This window comes from Blastomonas sp. AAP53, assembly GCF_000331245.1.
Lineage (GTDB): Bacteria > Pseudomonadota > Alphaproteobacteria > Sphingomonadales > Sphingomonadaceae > Blastomonas.
On sequence record NZ_ANFZ01000009.1, the window covers coordinates 180,725 to 196,659 of the forward strand.

The 15,935-nt window shown below is 62.9% G+C and carries 15 protein-coding genes and 1 tRNA gene; 8 read left to right on the forward strand and 8 right to left on the reverse strand.

Going from position 1 to position 15,935, the window contains the following annotated elements; all coding sequences use genetic code 11:
• Positions 1 to 2 precede the first annotated feature (2 nt).
• From D618_RS18020 to D618_RS0107830, 6 genes are all read left to right on the forward strand, one after another.
• The gene (locus tag D618_RS18020; protein WP_152414591.1) at positions 3 to 884 is read left to right on the forward strand and encodes a RodZ domain-containing protein; all 882 of its coding nucleotides are present in this window, start codon (positions 3 to 5) and stop codon (positions 882 to 884) included.
• A gap of 201 nt (positions 885 to 1,085) precedes the next feature.
• Positions 1,086 to 2,006, forward strand: a complete 921-nt coding sequence (locus D618_RS18025; RefSeq protein WP_017670947.1) for a hypothetical protein — start codon at positions 1,086 to 1,088, stop codon at positions 2,004 to 2,006.
• Positions 1,942 to 2,952: a tRNA lysidine(34) synthetase TilS gene (gene tilS / locus D618_RS0107815; RefSeq protein ID WP_017670948.1), complete on the forward strand. Its 1,011-nt coding sequence runs from the start codon at positions 1,942 to 1,944 to the stop codon at positions 2,950 to 2,952. The genes D618_RS18025 and tilS overlap by 65 nt, the downstream gene beginning before the upstream one ends.
• A gap of 116 nt (positions 2,953 to 3,068) precedes the next feature.
• Positions 3,069 to 5,024: an ATP-dependent zinc metalloprotease FtsH gene (gene ftsH, locus D618_RS0107820; protein ID WP_026091425.1), complete on the forward strand. Its 1,956-nt coding sequence runs from the start codon at positions 3,069 to 3,071 to the stop codon at positions 5,022 to 5,024.
• Positions 5,025 to 5,056: 32 nt separating this feature from the next.
• Positions 5,057 to 5,440 carry a hypothetical protein gene (locus tag D618_RS19005; RefSeq protein ID WP_017670950.1) on the forward strand — a complete coding sequence of 128 codons (384 nt, stop codon included), beginning with the start codon at positions 5,057 to 5,059 and terminating at the stop codon, positions 5,438 to 5,440.
• Positions 5,441 to 5,503: 63 nt separating this feature from the next.
• A complete protein-coding gene (locus tag D618_RS0107830; RefSeq protein ID WP_152414593.1) occupies positions 5,504 to 5,887 on the forward strand; it encodes a hypothetical protein in 384 nt (127 codons plus the stop codon).
• Positions 5,888 to 5,944: 57 nt separating this feature from the next.
• Here D618_RS0107830 and D618_RS0107835 read toward each other — a convergent pair whose 3' ends face one another.
• The 4 genes from D618_RS0107835 to D618_RS0107850 form a co-directional block, all read right to left on the reverse strand.
• Positions 5,945 to 6,922, reverse strand: coding sequence for a nitronate monooxygenase family protein (locus D618_RS0107835; RefSeq protein ID WP_017670952.1), 978 nt, complete (start codon positions 6,920 to 6,922; stop codon positions 5,945 to 5,947).
• Between the two features lie 40 nt (positions 6,923 to 6,962).
• A complete protein-coding gene (locus tag D618_RS0107840) occupies positions 6,963 to 7,736 on the reverse strand; it encodes a thioesterase family protein (protein ID WP_017670953.1) in 774 nt (257 codons plus the stop codon).
• Positions 7,737 to 7,835: 99 nt separating this feature from the next.
• Positions 7,836 to 7,910: transfer RNA gene (locus D618_RS0107845), tRNA-Val, on the reverse strand.
• A 120-nt stretch (positions 7,911 to 8,030) separates the two neighbouring features.
• On the reverse strand, positions 8,031 to 8,408 hold the full coding sequence (locus tag D618_RS0107850) for a response regulator (protein WP_017670954.1): 378 nt from the start codon (positions 8,406 to 8,408) through the stop codon (positions 8,031 to 8,033).
• 198 nt (positions 8,409 to 8,606) lie between these two features.
• On the opposite strand from D618_RS0107850, the gene D618_RS0107855 reads away from it, so the two are divergent.
• Together D618_RS0107855 and D618_RS18035 are read left to right on the forward strand one after the other, a co-directional pair.
• A complete protein-coding gene (locus D618_RS0107855) occupies positions 8,607 to 9,506 on the forward strand; it encodes an N-formylglutamate amidohydrolase (RefSeq protein ID WP_017670955.1) in 900 nt (299 codons plus the stop codon).
• 292 nt (positions 9,507 to 9,798) lie between these two features.
• Positions 9,799 to 10,191 (forward strand): hypothetical protein, encoded by a 393-nt coding sequence (locus D618_RS18035; protein ID WP_017670956.1) that lies wholly within the window; start codon positions 9,799 to 9,801, stop codon positions 10,189 to 10,191.
• A gap of 9 nt (positions 10,192 to 10,200) precedes the next feature.
• On the opposite strand, the gene D618_RS0107865 is transcribed toward D618_RS18035, so the two are convergent.
• The 4 genes from D618_RS0107865 to D618_RS18045 form a co-directional block, all read right to left on the reverse strand.
• The gene (locus tag D618_RS0107865) at positions 10,201 to 11,100 is read right to left on the reverse strand and encodes a hydrogen peroxide-inducible genes activator (RefSeq protein ID WP_040370380.1); all 900 of its coding nucleotides are present in this window, start codon (positions 11,098 to 11,100) and stop codon (positions 10,201 to 10,203) included.
• Positions 11,101 to 11,452: 352 nt separating this feature from the next.
• On the reverse strand, positions 11,453 to 12,937 hold the full coding sequence (locus tag D618_RS18040; RefSeq protein WP_017670958.1) for a TolC family protein: 1,485 nt from the start codon (positions 12,935 to 12,937) through the stop codon (positions 11,453 to 11,455).
• Entirely contained in the window at positions 12,937 to 14,037 is a 1,101-nt protein-coding gene (locus D618_RS0107875) for an HlyD family efflux transporter periplasmic adaptor subunit (protein WP_017670959.1), read from the reverse strand. Before D618_RS0107875 ends, D618_RS18040 begins: the two co-directional genes overlap by 1 nt.
• Positions 14,024 to 15,748, reverse strand: a complete 1,725-nt coding sequence (locus tag D618_RS18045; protein ID WP_152414594.1) for an ABC transporter ATP-binding protein — start codon at positions 15,746 to 15,748, stop codon at positions 14,024 to 14,026. The genes D618_RS0107875 and D618_RS18045 overlap by 14 nt, the downstream gene beginning before the upstream one ends.
• Positions 15,749 to 15,935 lie beyond the last annotated feature (187 nt).

Genomic DNA, 15,935 nt, shown 5'->3' on the forward strand with positions numbered 1-15,935 from the left:
ACGTGGCAAACACGTCAGATGAAGCAATGGCTGAGCCATCGAACGATGGTGCGACGACCGGAAACCTGTTCCCGCCACCGCCGGTCGGGGAGCGGCTTGCCGAGGCACGCCGTGCGCAGAGCCTCACTCTGGACGACATTGGATCGCGTACGCGCATTCCCCTGCGACATCTGGAGGCGATGGAGGCTGGACTGTTCAGCAGCCTGCCGGGACGCACATATGCGATTGGCTTTGGCAAGGCCTATGCCAGGGCCGTCGAACTGCCCGAAGACGAGATCGCGCAGAGCATTCGAGAAGCGCTGGGTGGAGCCGCCGCCGTGCCGATGCGCGATGCCACGCAATTCGATCTGGATGAACCCAGCAAGGTGCCGTCCGCTCGGCTGGCGCTGATTGCAGCCGCCGTCGGGATGGTGATCCTCGTTGCCGGATTCGGCGTGTGGCGCACGTTTTTCTTCCCCGGTGCCAATGTCGAGGAACTGGCGCAGGCTGCGGACGCGGCCTCGAGCGATGCCGCAGCTCCGGCTGCAAAGCCCTCCCGGCGCCAGACCGCAGCGCCGGCTGTCAGCCCCACGGCCGAGGTGGTTTTCACTGCCACGGAAGACAACATCTGGATCAAGTTCTACGATGGCGAAGGCAAGCAGCTGATGCAGAAGCAGATGGCGCTGGGAGAGCAGTATACGGTTCCTGCCGACGCGGTTGAACCAAAGGTTTGGACTGGCCGTCCCGATGCCTTTGAAATCACCGTCGGTGGCCGCAACGTTCCTCCGCTGGGAACGGCAGAGGTTGCGGTCAAGGACGTTCCTGTCACAGCCACCGCGCTGATGGATCGTCCCCCGGTTGCTGCGCAAAGCGCCGCCGAAACAGGCGACCGGGTCAGCGGCTGAAGCCAAACCCTGCATTTTGATCTGTCAGCCGCCGTTCAGTGACGTCATGACATCCACTTTATTTGCGCCCGGCTTTGACGAACGCTGCGGGGCCCGTATAGATTCGTTGTGAAGTACCAATTTACTGAGCTGGAGCCTGACATGCCGATTGCCCGCCCATCCCCGGCCTTTCCCCGCCGGACCAGCCTGTCCGCGCGGTTATTGGCAAGCACTCTGATTGCCGCGTTCGTCGCGTCGGCCAGCCCTGCTGCCGCGCAGTCTGCTCCGCTGGAACCGCGCGTGAAGAAGCTGGAATCCGAAATGCGCGCGGTGCAGCGCAAGGTGTTCCCCGGCGCATCCGACAGGTTCTTCGAGCCTGAAATCTCCGCGCCTGCTGCCGGTCCTTCGACGACGGGCGTCAGTGCCAGCGCTCCGCTGACCGATCTGCTGCAGCGAGTGGATACGCTGGAAACGCAGATTACCCGGCTGACGGCGCAGACCGAAGAGAACGGCTTCAAGATCGGTCAGCTTGAAAAGCGGATGGTGCTGCTGGAAGATCAGGCCAAGCAGGCAGCTGCTGCTGCGGCAGCCTCGGCGCCCGCAGCCGCGGCAGGAACCGTACCAGCAGGCGCGGCAGGAGCGGGAACGTCGGCTGCACGCCCGGCGGCAACGGGTGCCACATCAGCCGCTGCTGCCGCGCCCAGTGCGGAGCGGGTGGCTGCGGTTTCGAGGATCGAAAAGCCGCAGACCGCCGATGCGGGTGAGGACGCCTATCTCTATGGCTATCGTCTTTGGGAGGCCAAGTTCCTGCCCGAGGCGCAGGCGCAGCTTCGGTTCGCGCTGGAAAAGCACCCCAAGCACAAGCGGACTAGCTATACCCGCAATCTGCTGGGCCGCGCCTATCTGGACGATGGCAAGCCCAGCGCCGCAGCAAAGATGTTCGCCGAAAATTACGAAAAGGAACCCAAGGGGGAACGCGCACCAGAAAGCCTTTATTTTCTAGGTGATGCGTTGATCAAGCTGAACGAGAAAGCCAAGGCCTGCGTCGCATTTGCCGAATTGGCGGAAGTGTATCCCGATGTTGCGACCGGGCGCCTATCCGACCGGCTGGCTGCCGGGCGTCGCAATGCCGGATGCAAATGACGAGCTGCTGACACGGGTGGGGGATGCGCTGGCCGGGTTGACCGGCTCGCGCGATGCCGCCCTTGTGCTGGCCGTGTCGGGTGGTCCCGACAGCATGGCAATGCTGGATATCGCGCGGAGCTGCTGGGCCGGTTCGCTCTATGCGACCACCGTCGACCATGGCCTGCGCCCTGAGAGCGCAGACGAAGCTGCCATGGTCAACGCGTATTGCGCCGCGGCAGGGGTGGCCCACGCAACTTTGCGCCCGCCTGTTCCGATCACCGGCAGTCTGCAATCGGCCGCGCGCGCGGCGCGCTACGCGTTGCTCAATCAGCATGCGAACGACTGTGGCGCTGACTTCATCGTGACCGCGCATCATGCCGATGACCAGCTGGAGACGATGCTGATGCGACTGGCGCGGGGAAGCGGGGTGGATGGGCTTTCCGGCGTGCGGTCGCGCAATGGCCGGATCATTCGTCCGTTGCTGGGATGTCGCAAGGCTGAGCTGATCACCTATTGCGAGCGGACCAGACTGAGGTTCGTGTCTGATCCCAGCAACGATAATATGGAGTTCGACCGGGTGCGGATGCGCGCAGCCCTGGCTAGCTTCGATGCGATTGACCCGCTGATGGCGGTGCGATCTGCCGACGCGCTGGCTGACGCTGCCGAGGCGCTGGACTGGATGGCCGACCGCGAGGCACAAACCTCGATCATCGCGGATGATGACGGGGTTCTGCTGATCCTGACGTCCTATCCGCCCGGCCTTTTGCGTCGGTTGGTGCAGCGCTGTCTGGAGCGTGTTCAGCCAGGAATCGTCCCGCGGGGACCGCAAGCCGACCGATTGATCGCGGCGCTTCACAGTGGCGAACAAACGATGATCGGCGACGTGCTATGCCGACCCGTGCGCGAGGGTCTGGCCTGGCAATTCACAGCCGCGCCAAAGCGCGGGGGCGTGCAACGGCGCTGATCCCTGCGCCACACAGCCGATTAATTTCCCCGAAAGACGAATGCCGGGCAGATTATATTGTCATTCAGGAATAGCAGCCTATCTTGAAGATGGTTTACCGCTTCAAAGGCTTTGTGATGAACGACGATCAGGATCCCGGCTCGAACCAGAACGGCTGGATGAAGAACATGCTCATCTGGGCAGGTGTCATCATCGGCCTGCTCGTTGTGGTTTCGCTTATTGATACGCGCGGATCTGCCGATCGTGGCAGCTCCATCAGCTACTCCACCTTCCGCGACCGCGTGTCCGACGGACAGGTGAAGAATGTGGTGATTTCGTCTGACCGTGTCACCGGCACCTATGTCAACGATGAGCAGTTTTCCGCCGTACGCGTCGAGAATGACCCATCGCTGATTCCGCTGCTCGAGGAAAAGGGCGTCGATTATAGCGGCAAGGCGATCGAACAGCCCAGCCTGCTGGTCGCGATCCTGTTCCAGTCGCTTCCTTTCATCCTGATCATCGCCATCGCGTTCTTCGTGTTGCGCCAGGTGCAGAAGGGCGGCGGCGCCAGCGGCGCGATGGGCTTCGGCAAGTCGAAGGCCAAGCTGCTCACCGAAAAGTCGGGCAAGGTGACGTTCCAGGACGTTGCCGGCATCGACGAAGCGCGCGAAGAGCTCCAGGAAATTGTCGAATTCCTTCGCGATCCCAGCAAGTTTGCCCGCCTTGGCGGACAGATTCCCAAGGGCGCGCTGCTGGTCGGCTCGCCCGGTACCGGCAAGACCTTGCTCGCTCGCGCGATTGCGGGTGAGGCAGGCGTCCCGTTCTTCACCATCTCGGGCTCGGACTTTGTCGAAATGTTCGTCGGCGTCGGCGCAAGCCGCGTGCGCGACATGTTCGAACAGGCCAAGAAGAATGCACCGTGCATCGTCTTCATCGACGAAATCGATGCGGTCGGTCGTCATCGCGGCAGTGGCCTTGGCAACTCGAACGATGAGCGCGAACAGACGCTGAACCAGCTTCTGGTCGAAATGGACGGGTTCGAGGCCAACGAAGGCATCATCATCATCGCGGCGACCAACCGTCCCGATGTGCTCGATCCTGCGCTGCTGCGTCCGGGCCGTTTCGATCGCCAGGTCGTGGTGCCGGTTCCCGATATCGAGGGCCGCGAGAAGATCCTGCAGGTGCACATGAAGAAGGTGCCGCTGGCGCCCGACGTCAACGCCCGCACGATCGCACGCGGAACCCCCGGTTTCTCGGGTGCGGACCTGGCCAATCTCGTCAATGAAGCTGCTCTGCTCGCCGCACGGCGTGGCAAGCGTCTGGTCGCGATGAGCGAGTTCGAAGCCGCCAAGGACAAGGTCATGATGGGCGCCGAGCGCCGGTCGATGGTGATGACCGAAGACGAAAAGCGCATGACCGCCTATCACGAGGCCGGCCACGCCATCGTTGCGGTGCATGAGCCTGCATCCGATCCGATCCACAAGGCGACGATCATCCCGCGCGGTCGTGCCCTTGGCATGGTGATGCGTCTGCCCGAGCGCGACGTCTACAGCTATCACCGCGACAAGATGTACGCCAACTTGGCAGTCTCGATGGGTGGCCGCGTCGCCGAAGAGGTGATCTTCGGCTATGACAAGGTGTCTTCGGGCGCGAGCGGTGACATCCAATATGCCACCAAGCTGGCGCGCGACATGGTCACCAAATGGGGCATGTCCGACGAGCTTGGCCCGCTGCAGTATGAAGAGCAGTCGGAAGGCTATCTGGGCTATGGCCAGAGCCAGCGCCTGATGATGTCGGACGAGACCGCGCGCAAGATCGACAGCGAAATCCGCCGCGTGGTGGACCAGGGCTATGATCGGGCCAAGCATGTCCTGTCCGAGCATGTCGATCAGTTGCACACCCTGGCACTTGCTCTGCTCGAGTACGAGACGCTGAGCGGTGACGAGATCCAGGAACTGATCGAAACCGGCAAGCTTGATCGCCCCGATGGCAAGTCGATCAAGCCCGATATCGCTCCTGGCATCGGTGCGGTCATCCCGCGCGCAGGCAAGCGCAAGGGTCCGTTCCACGATCCCAAGCCGCAGGGCGCATAACCCTCCGGACCTGAATGATCGGTCTCACGAGAATGCTTCCGGCGCTGCTGGCCACACAGGCCGCAGCGCCGTTTGCATTTCAAACCACACCACACACGGTGGCCGAATTCCTGGCTCAGGCTGACGCGCTGCTTTTGTCAGGTCATGAGACCGCTGGCTCGACGGCGCAGGCAGATGCCATTCGCAGTGCCATCCAGCAGGCGGCCATGGCCTATCGCAGCAGCCTGGCTGAGGCGGCGCTGCGCGGCGAGCCAGCTGCCAGCTGCCCACCACCACCGGGCCAGGCGCAGCTCTCGCTGGCGGATATCAGCGATGATCTCCGCGCGTTTCCGCAGGCCCATCGCAGCATGCCGCTGGACACCGCGTTCGCGCTGGTGATGACATTGCGCTACCCTTGCCAGCGGGAGGTAAAGTGAAGTCATCGGGCATTCATCTGGCAATGCTAGGCGGACATAGACACGCCTTCGGGAGGGACGGGCATGAGGATTGGAACAAGGCTGATAGTGTTGGGCATGGCGACGGTCATGCTGACCGCTACGGCATCCGAAATGACGGTGGCGCAGTTTCTGCAAGCTGCGAAAAAGGCAGAGAGCCTTGGCCCTGCCGCGATCCTGTCCAGCGATGTTCGCGCGTTGCGTACTGAAACACAGCGGGTACGCGACCTGTATATCGCCGATATCACGAAGCAGAAAAAGGCGGGCGGCGCGCAACACAGCTGCCCACCGGCCGATAACCGGCCCAAGATGACCGGCGACGAGCTTCGCGATTATCTCACCAGCCTCAGCCCCGCTGCCCAGAAGCAGCCGTTTCGCGTGGCGGTCTATAATCTGATGAAGAAGAAATATCCCTGCAAAAAGGGGTGAGCGGGCTGTCCGGGCTGCCCCTCCCGCCGGTCAGGCCAGCAGGAGGGGGCAGAACGCTCAGGCCGCGAGGAAACCTTCCAGACGGCCGCGAATGATGGCCTCTGCCTCGCGCATGATCCGGTCGATCAACTCCTTGCAGGTCGGAATGTCGTGGATCAGTCCGGCGACCATGCCGCAGCTCCACGCGCCTGCATCCATGTCGCCTTCCATCATGATGCGCGGATAGACACCGGCTACCTGCTCGATGATGTCGGTGAATTGCAGATCCTTGCCCTTTTCACGCTCGATCAGCAGCAGCCGTTCGACAGCCTCGTTGGTCATCACGCGCTCGGTGTTGCGCAGCGGGCGCATCACCAGCCGGGTGTCGAGTTCGGACGCTGCCACGATCGCCTGCTTCACATTTTCGTGCACTGGGGCTTCCTGGGTGGCAATGAAGCGGGTGCCCATGTTGATCCCGTCTGCCCCCATGGCGAGCGAGGCGACCAGCGAGCGCGCATCGGCCTGTCCGCCCGAAGCGACGAAGGGAATGTCCAGCTCATCTGCGGCGCGCGGCAGCAGGATCATGTTGGGCACATCGTCTTCGCCAGGATGTCCGCCGCACTCGAATCCGTCGACCGACACCGCATCACAGCCGATTGCCTGTGCCTTCAGCGCATGGCGCACGCTGGTGCACTTGTGGATCACCTTGACGCCGGCTTCCTTGAGATAGGGCAGCACGGATTGCGGATTGTTCCCGGCGGTTTCCACGGCAGTGACGCCATTTTCGATGATCGCACGGACATAGCCGGGATAATCGGGCGCTGTCAGCACCGGCAGGAAGGTGAGGTTGACGCCGAACGGCTTGTCGGTCAGCGCCTTGCACTTCTTGATCTCGGCATCGAGGTCCGCAGGTGTCTTCTGCGTCAGTCCGGTGATGATGCCCAGGCCCCCGGCGTTCGATACCGCTGCGGCCAGCTCGGCAAAGCCGACATAATGCATTCCGCCCTGAATGATCGGGTGTTCGATGCCAAACAGTTCGGTGATCCGGGTCTTCATGGGGTGCTCTCCTGATTGTCTTTTGTGATTGGCAAAGGGGTCAGACGAACAGCGCGACGCTCTGCATCGCGGCCATCACCGGCTCCAGTCGGCTGTTCCACACGGTCATGTACTGGCTCGATGCACCATGGTGTGCATGGTGGGTCACCGATTCGAGAAGCCACCAGCCATTGTCGGTCTCCGGCGCGTCGGTGAGCATGTTGACCTGCCAGTTCATGCTGCTGATCGGTCCGGCAGCGTCCATCAGTCCCATGGCAGAGGGGGGCAGGCCATCGCCGATGCACATCAGCTCGGTCATCGGATCAAGCCCGTCGCGCGCGGCAAAGCGGTGCCAGTTGGCGAGCCTGGGCGTGTTCATGCCCAGTTCCAGCCGCTTTTCGGGATATTCCATCTGCGAGGTAAAGAATTCGGGCGGACCGCTGCGCGTTGCGCCTTCCGCGGGCGGGGGTGACACATCGGGACGGTGCACGCCTTCAAACTCGATTCGGCTCTCGCGCTTGCTCATGAAGATGAAGGTGCCGATGAAACCCAGGCCTTCCTCGCTGCGAATCTTCACCTCGACAAAGGCCGTGTTGCGGCCCCGGCGAAGCAGTTCGCACGAGATTGTCACTTCACCAGCCAGAGGCCCGACAAAGGCCACCTGAGCAGACCGTAGCGGCGGCGCATCCGGCACCGCCAGCCGCGCGGCGTGGTGCGCCATGGCCGACGACAGCCCGCCATAGGCGGTACGCCCCTGCATCCAGCTGCTGGGGATGGAAACGGTCCAGCCAGTGTCGGCAGGGACGAACGAAGCAAGGGTTTCGGCGAGATTCATCGCGCGATTAAGACCAGAGATTCTGCGACGAATCTACCGGAAATTTTCACCCCGGACGCTGCCGTTACGGATTGCTGATCTCAGGAAAAGGGGGAAGGCTGGTGGGCGTAGGAAGGATTGAACTTCCGACCCCTGCGATGTCAACACAGTGCTCTACCACTGAGCTATACGCCCACTCTTTAGCCTTGCTGCCGGGCCCGAAGGCTGCGGCAAGGGCGGTCCATTACAAAGAGCCTGCGCGTCGTGCAAGCAGTAAATGAAGCCGCGTCAGGTTTATCTGCTGAAAGGCGCTGCTCAAAGGCTCTGGGCGAAGGTGCCGCGCGCGAATACGCGATCGACTTCGAGCACCAGATCCTTGAGGTGAAACGGCTTGGAAAGCACGCGCGCGCTGGGTGCGGCCTGTTCGGCTTTCAGCGTGACCGCCGCAAATCCCGTGATGAACATGACCTTGGTCGATGGGGAAACCTTGGCACAATGCTGCGCCAGCTCGATTCCGTCCATCTCGGGCATTACGATATCCGTCAGCAACAGATCGAAATGCTCCTCCTGCAATAAGGGCAGCGCAGCAGTGCCGCGGTCGACCGAGGTTACGGCGTAATCGGCCTTTTCGAGCGCGCGTTGCAGATAGGTTCGCATCGCCGCATCATCTTCCGCCAGCAATATGCGCAACATAGACCAATCCCTCCACCCGATGCCGTTTCCCTGTTTATGCCCAAGCCGGTTAAGATTTTCCAGCATTTCGACTAACCCTTTTCCGGCCTGCCCAATAGCAGGACACACTGAAGGTGAGGTGTGAACCGTCTGGGATGACCTTGCCTCGCATGGCAGCGGCTTTGACACGGCCCTGCCTTTGGCGCATGTCCGTGGGCCATGGAGAATTCCTTCGCAGACGATAATGCCAGTGCACGGCTGTTCAGCCTGGAAGGGCTTCTGACAGCGCGCCTGCCCGTGGTGGTGGCAGTTCCGCATGCTGGCCGCGATTATCCCGACGAAATTTTGCAGAATCTGCGGGTTGCGCCGCATATTTTGGAACGTTTGGAAGATCGCCACGCCGACATGCTGTTGCCGCAGCTTGAGGCCATGGGCTGCGTGACGCTGGTGGCCCATGCGGCGCGGGCATGGATCGACCTCAATCGCGCGCCGAGCGAAGTCGACCCGCATATGATCAGCGATGCCCCGCGCTCCGCCTTTGCCCAGCCCAGCGCCAAGGTCCGCGGTGGGCTGGGCCTGGTGCCTCGCCGATTGGCGGATCATGGCGAGCTTTGGCGGCGTCCGTTGCCTCACGCAGAGGTGGCGGCCAGGATCGCGAAAATGCACGCCCCCTATCACCAGGCGCTCGCCAGGACGCTTGGCGCGCTTCAGGCCCGATTCGGCTGCGCGTTGCTGATCGATCTGCATTCGATGCCGCCGGTCAGGCAGGAAGATATCTCGCCCTCACCGCAGATTGTGATCGGCGATCGGTACGGCAGGTCGGCAGGAGCGCGCGTGTGCGATCTGGCGATACGCACGGTGGCACGCTCGGGCTTTCAGGTCGCGCTCAACCATCCCTATGCCGGCGGCTATGTTCTCGACCGGCACGGCAGGCCGGCGCGCAGCATTCATGCCCTGCAGGTCGAAGTTGATCGCAGCGTGTACCTCGATGCGCAGATGCGCAATCCGGGCGATGGCATGGAGCGGGTGCGCAGTATGCTGGCAGAGCTTGTTCAGGCGCTGGCGGATGACCTCCTGCATGGAGGCAGCAGCGTCGATCTGGCCATTGCGGCAGAATAGCCTCACTTGCCGTTCCCAACAAAAAACCGCCTCGTGACGGATCACGAGGCGGCCAAGGTTCAGGGAGGAGGTGCACAAGTGCACCTGCCGGACCGCGAAAGGGGGGGAGCGATCCGACACCGACGATATAGGGGAGATCAGGGGGGAGTTCAATGCCCGCAACGGCAAAAATACGCCTGTGTGAAATATCTTGATAATGCGAGTTGATCGCAATAAGCTGCAATCGGTCATTCGGTTGGGTGGCGATGAACCTGCATTGGAAGGAGAGAACATGGGCATTTGGTGGCAAGACATGCTGGATCGGCCCGTCGACCTGGGGTCGGCCAGCTTGATGGAGGCCAGGCTGGTCGTGGCTCTGCGCATTGCCGTGTTCGCGCACAAATCCGGCGCTGACCCGGCACCGCATGTCGCGGCCCGACTTGGCAGCATCGCGCTGTCGAACCAGCTTTCGCTGGTGCTGGAGGCCATGGGCCAGGCCTGGCCTGATCCGTTCAGCGTCTCGCGCCCTTGCTGCGGCCGCCTGTCGCCCGATGAGGTGCTGTTCGTCGGCATGATGCGCAGCGCCATGCGCGGCAACCGGGCGTCTTTCGACCGCCAGACCCGCGAAATGCTGGGCGAGGATGCGCGCTGCCTGATCTACAACCTGATGTGGCAGATGGGCCGGATGGTCCCGGCTTCGGCCTAGCCTGATCCGTCAGGCTGGCTCGTTGATATAGTTCCGGATGAATTCTGCAATGGCATGAAAGCCGTCGCTGAACGCGGCACCGCTGCGCCACAGCGCTGCAATCGATCGTTTCGCGTTCCATCCGGCGATATCGAGCGTCGCCACCACTTCTGCGCTCTGCGTCTCGGCCGCCATATAGCGTTCGGGCAGGAGTGCCAGGCCGATACCTGACCCCACCATCTGCCGGATGCTGTCCAGGCTGGTGCCTTCATAGTCGTGCATGATGTGGGCACCGACCTGTTCGCAGATATCGCGAGTCTGGCGATGGAAATGGTGCCGCCGATCCAGTGTCAGAAACCCTTCGCCCTTCAGTGCATCGGCGGGGATGTTCCTTTGTCCCGCCAGCGGATGATCAGGCGGCGCGATGATGAACATCCGCTCGCTGAACAGCGGCTCGATGACAATGCCCGATGCATCCACGGGCAGGGGACAGAGCATCATGTCCAGCTCGCCGCGCATCAGCTGGCGCACCTGATCGTCGGGAATGCCTTCGCGAATATGCAGGCGCAGATCGGGTTGCTGCTTGTGCAGTCCGGCGACGATCGCTGGCATCAGATAGGGACCCAATGTCGGCGTGACGCCAAAGCGCAGGGTGCCGCCGATGCCCTTGCCCGCGCGCCGGGCAAGATCGGACAGATCGCGCACCTGCACCAAAATGCCCCGCGCGCGCGCTGCAATATCACGGCCCAGGGGTGTCAGTTGCACATCGTTGCTGCTGCGATCGATCAGCGATGCTCCCAGCCTGGCCTCCAGTGTTCGCAATTGCTGGCTGAGCGTTGGCTGCGAAACGTGCACGGCGAAGGCGGCGCGGCCGAAATGGCGGTGGTCGTCCAGCGCCACCAGATATTGCAATTGGCGTAGGCTGGGCATGGCGGCTCCATTGGCTTGATAGGCGTTTACTATCGGCAAGGGGCGAGTCTTTCAAATGGAAACAATGATACATTGTGGCATATTCTTTTCATACCAAGCAGATGAGCCGGTCCCTCCCCGAACCGCTCTTGCCAAAACTGCTTGAGAGATGCCGTGGCTTGAATGGACACCCCAAAGCTGCGGATAGGGTGACGCATCGGTCCGCCGAGGTCGCAGCTTAGCCTCCGGTGCGTCACCCGACTATCTCCAGCCGGCAGGCAATGACAGCTCGCGACCAGCGCGCCAGCGACAGACAGCCGTGCCGCGACGATTGGGCGCGGGTTCCGAAGATGTTATGCGCAATGGAGCGCCATCAGGGCGCCGGGACCTGGCCGAAGTCGGCGCTCAGCCTCAACGCATCCAGATCAGCAGCCACGGCCACAAGGTCGGCACGGGCCTGCGCCAGCCGGAACTCTGCATCCAGTCGCCGAATGGCAGCATTGGCGGCGGCGTCCTCGCGCAGATTGACGAGGAAGAAGTCGCTGGCGCCAGCCTGGAACAGCCTCCGTTCGCCGGCTGCCAGCTTTTCGGCCTGGACCTCTTCGTCGCGCGCCAACACGGCCAACCGTTCGGCGGCAGTCAGGTTGGTGGAAAGCTGCTCCACCTCGGCGATGATCTGTTCCTCGCTCTGCCGACGCCGCCATTCCAGGGCGTTGATATTGGCCTCGGTTGCTGCAACCTGACCCTTGGCGGCCCGGTTCTGCAACGGCATCGAGAAGGTAAAGCCGACGATCGCTTCGAACGGATCGCGCGAGCGCCCGCCCAGGCCCTCCTCGCCGAAATCCTTGCCCGCTTCGGCAAACAGCCGCAGCGAAGGCAGCAGGCGGTTGCGTTCCAGTTCCAGCCGGGTTTCGCCGAGCTCCAGCCGCTGCTCAATCAACTTGATATCGGGTCGCCTTGCCAGGATGGCCGCCGGATCGGTTTCACGCGCGGCAGAGATCATCGGCAGCGCACTGGGCAGCTGAGCGGGCGTTGCCACACGCGGCCTGCCATCATCGTCGCGCCAGAACAGCGACAGGCGCTGCGCTGCATTGGCCAGATCGCGTTCTGCGGCCACCAGCAGCGACTGGCGGCGCAACAGGTTCTGCTCGTTTTCAGTGAGCAGAATGGCCGCGCGCGCGCCCAGCTGGACCTGGCGGCGGATACCCTGCTGCCGATCCTGCGCCAGACCCACGAGTGAACGGTAGACCTGCACCTGCTGCCCGGCAGCGACCCATTGGCCATAGGCCTGGATCGCGCGCTGCTGGACGCCAATGGCGATGATGAGCGCATCGAGACCGGCCATGTCACGTTCGATCAGCGCGCTCTGCTGGCCAAAACGACGGTCATCGATGTACCGATCCCGCAGCAGCGCGAATACACCGCGGACCTTCAGTTCGCCCAGCCGATCGGTGAAGCTGTAATCTTCGTAAGTCGGGAAATCTCCGCGCGAGACGCGATAACTTGCTTCCAGCTGGCCGCCATTGTTGGTCAGCGGCTGGATCGCCTTTCCCTGAAGATAGGTGCCATCATAGAAGCCCGCGACCCGCGAAAACCCTTCGCCGGTGAACAGCAGGTCAAAGGCGCCCTCGCTTGCCAGCACCCGGCCATCGGCGGCGCGGGCCATGGCCAGCGCCTCGAGGATCGCAGGTGCAAACCGCCGCGACGATTCCAGCACTTCGGACAGCTGCAGCCCTTGCGCCGAACGTACCTGATCGGGGACCGTGAGCGGTGCGGGCAGGGACTGGGCACCGGCAGGCGCGGCCAGAGCCGCCAGCGTCGATGCCGCCAGCCCTGCCAGCAGTAATGCCTTGCGCATCACTTCTTCTCCGACCCGCTGCTGGACGACATGCCCTTCTGCCCGCCCGATGATGCGCCCGAAGCATTGCCGGTTCCCGCCTGGCTCTCGTTGATCAGAGCCGGGTTCTGCAGCGGGAAGTCGTTGAGCTGACGCCACAGTTCGAAGCCGACCGAGACCTGCTCCATGGCCACCCAGCCGCGCACGTTCGCGCCCAGCCGGACATAGGGTTCGCGCGGCCATCGCGCCTTGCCCCTGGCTTCCTGCACCAGCACGCGGAACAGGCCGTTGGGCGAGGCGGCAAGATCGACCTGCTGCACCTGTCCGTCGAACAGTCCGCGCGCCACCGAGGGCCAGCCCGAAAACTGGATCGCGGGCCAGCCTTCGAATTCCAGCCGGACCGGCTGTCCACGCCGGATCAGCGGGGCATCGCGACCGTCGACATAGATTTCCACCACGCGTTGCGCTTCGGTCGGGGCGAAGGTGGCCAGCACCTCGCCCTGCGATACCATGGTGGCACGATCGCCGCCGTTGATCCGCTGGATGACGCCGTTGCGCGGCGCGCGGACAAGCTGCAGCGACTGGCGCGCAAGATTGATGTCAATCTGCGTGATGGCGGCGCGGGCTTCGGCCAGCGTCGCTTCCATCTCCGCCACCTTGATCCGCGCCAGCTCGTTCTCGCGCCGCGATGCCAGCCCCTCGCTGAACAGCGTGCCGGTGCGTCCGACATCGAGCCGGGCGGTGCTGAGAGCGCTGGCAGCAGCAGCGGCCTTTGCTTCGGCCAGGCTGCGTTCGACCCGCAGGCGCTGCAGCAGCATGGGGTCGTTATCGGAAATCTGGACGATCGGATCGCCCTCCTTCACCACCGAACCATCCTGCACATACCAGCGCTCGATGCGTCCCGACACCAGAGCGGTCACGTTCTGCAACCGGTCCTGCGGGTTGAGCGCGATCACTTGGCCGGCGCCATAGGCGGTCTGGACCCAGGGCACATAGAACATGAACAGGGTCGCCGCGATCAGGGTCAGCACCACCATGACGGCAATGGCGCGCAGCGGGCGCGGCGTGCGCTGCTTGGCCAGCGTGCGGAAGCGGACGAGGGCGCGATCACGCGTTGTCATGACGTGCCTCCTCTGCCTGGCTGCGGGTGACGTGCAGGAACTCGTCGGGATCGTCGATGATGCGCTGGCCATCGCAACCCAGCCACAGATAGCGGCAGTCCGAAGGGGCATCCGGACGATAGCTGAACTGGATCACGGTCGATCCCTGTTCGCTCATCACCTTGCGGACGTCGGAAAGGATCGCTCCGTCGATCATGTCGAACAGCCCGGTCATGATCAGCAGACGCGGGCATTTGAGCATGGCACCGGCGAGCTTGAGCCGCAGCGACTCAGCGTAGGACAGGGGCCAGCCGCTCATGGAGAGCTGCGTGTCCAGGCCATCGGGCAGGCGCATCACGCGATCTTCCAGCCGGACCATGGCCAGCGCGCGCAGCGCATCGGCCGATGTCGTTTCCGGCCCTGCGAGCCTCAGATAGTCGCGGATGCTGGCCTGGACGATGGTGGGCCGGTCGAGGACGATGATCTCGCTGCGCAGGCGGAACATGTCCACCATCGCAATGTCCTGGCCACCCAGGGTCACGACCCCGGTTTGAGGGGTGATGTACCGCTTCATTGCATGGGTGAACAATCGTTGGACGTCGTGGTTCTGCGCCTGCGCGATCAGCTGGCTGCCGGCGGGAATCGCGATATCCAGCGTGATGTTCTGAGCGGTCGGCGCGTGGCTGACCCGGCGCAGCACAAGGTCGCTGCCGCTGATCGCGTCCTGCCCCTCGCGGGCCTCTTCCTCCTGCTCGATATGGTAGAGCATGCCGATTTCTTCGGCGGCGGCGATCAGGTCGTAGGTCGTATCGAGATACGCGCCCATCTGGCCCAGGCCGAAGAACGCCGCCGAAAGGATCAGCTCGGCGGCTACCAGCTGCCCGATCGACAGCTCGCCACGGATGACCAGCCAGCCGCCCAGCGCCAGAAGGCCGGCACTGGCGAACGCATAAAGCAGCAGAAAAGCTACGGTCTGCGACATGGTGTACCGGAAATGCTTGGACTTGGCGCTGACATAGGCGGCGCTGACGTCTTCGGAACGATCCAGCGCATAATCGACGTGCCGACCCGACTTGTAGAATCCGTTCGAAGCACCGACGTTTTCCAGCCAGCCTGCGGTGGCGTATTTGGCATGGCTCAGCGCGATGCCCGAGCGGATCGCGCCGCGCGTCCAGACCAGCAGGATCAGCATCGCGATGCCGATGACGATCAGGTTGAAGGCCAGGAAGAACGGGTGGTAAAACGCCGTGACGGCAAAGCCGACCGCGGACTGCAGGATGATGGTAAAGCCGCCAATCAACAGGCTCGGCACCGCTTTCTGCACGGTATTGACGTCGAAATAGCGGTTGAACAGGTCCTGCCGCTTGCTGTCCTCGAAAAACGGGTTGCGAGCGTGGATGGAACGCAGCGTGATCTCTGCTACCTGACGGGCATAGAACCGGCGGGCGAACAGCTCCATCGTGTAGATGCGAAGAGCCGAAAGCAGTACCGCGATCAGCAACAGGCCCAGCAGCGTCCCCGCCAGTGTGACCAGGGGTGTCACCAGCGCGGTGTTGGCGACCGAGTTGATCAGCATCTGGACCGAAATGGGTGTCGCCAGCGACAGCACCGAAACCGCCACGCCGTAGATCAACGCCAAGGTGATGAAGCTGCGCTCACCGCTCAGCAGGCTGAGCATCCAGCGGATCGCCTCACGCGCTCCCATGATGTGATGTTCGGAAGATGACGCCATATTCTCTGCCTGCCCGTTAATCCAAGGTCGCTGCCGCACCAATTAGGTCCTTGGGCCGATAAGCCCATTCGAAAGGCAACGTCCAGAACGATTGGTTTTGTCTATCGGGCAAACGCCCCCGCCGGTGCCTGCTTCATGCCGGAGACACCGCTCAAACCGAACGACAAAATCGCAATATTGATCCACG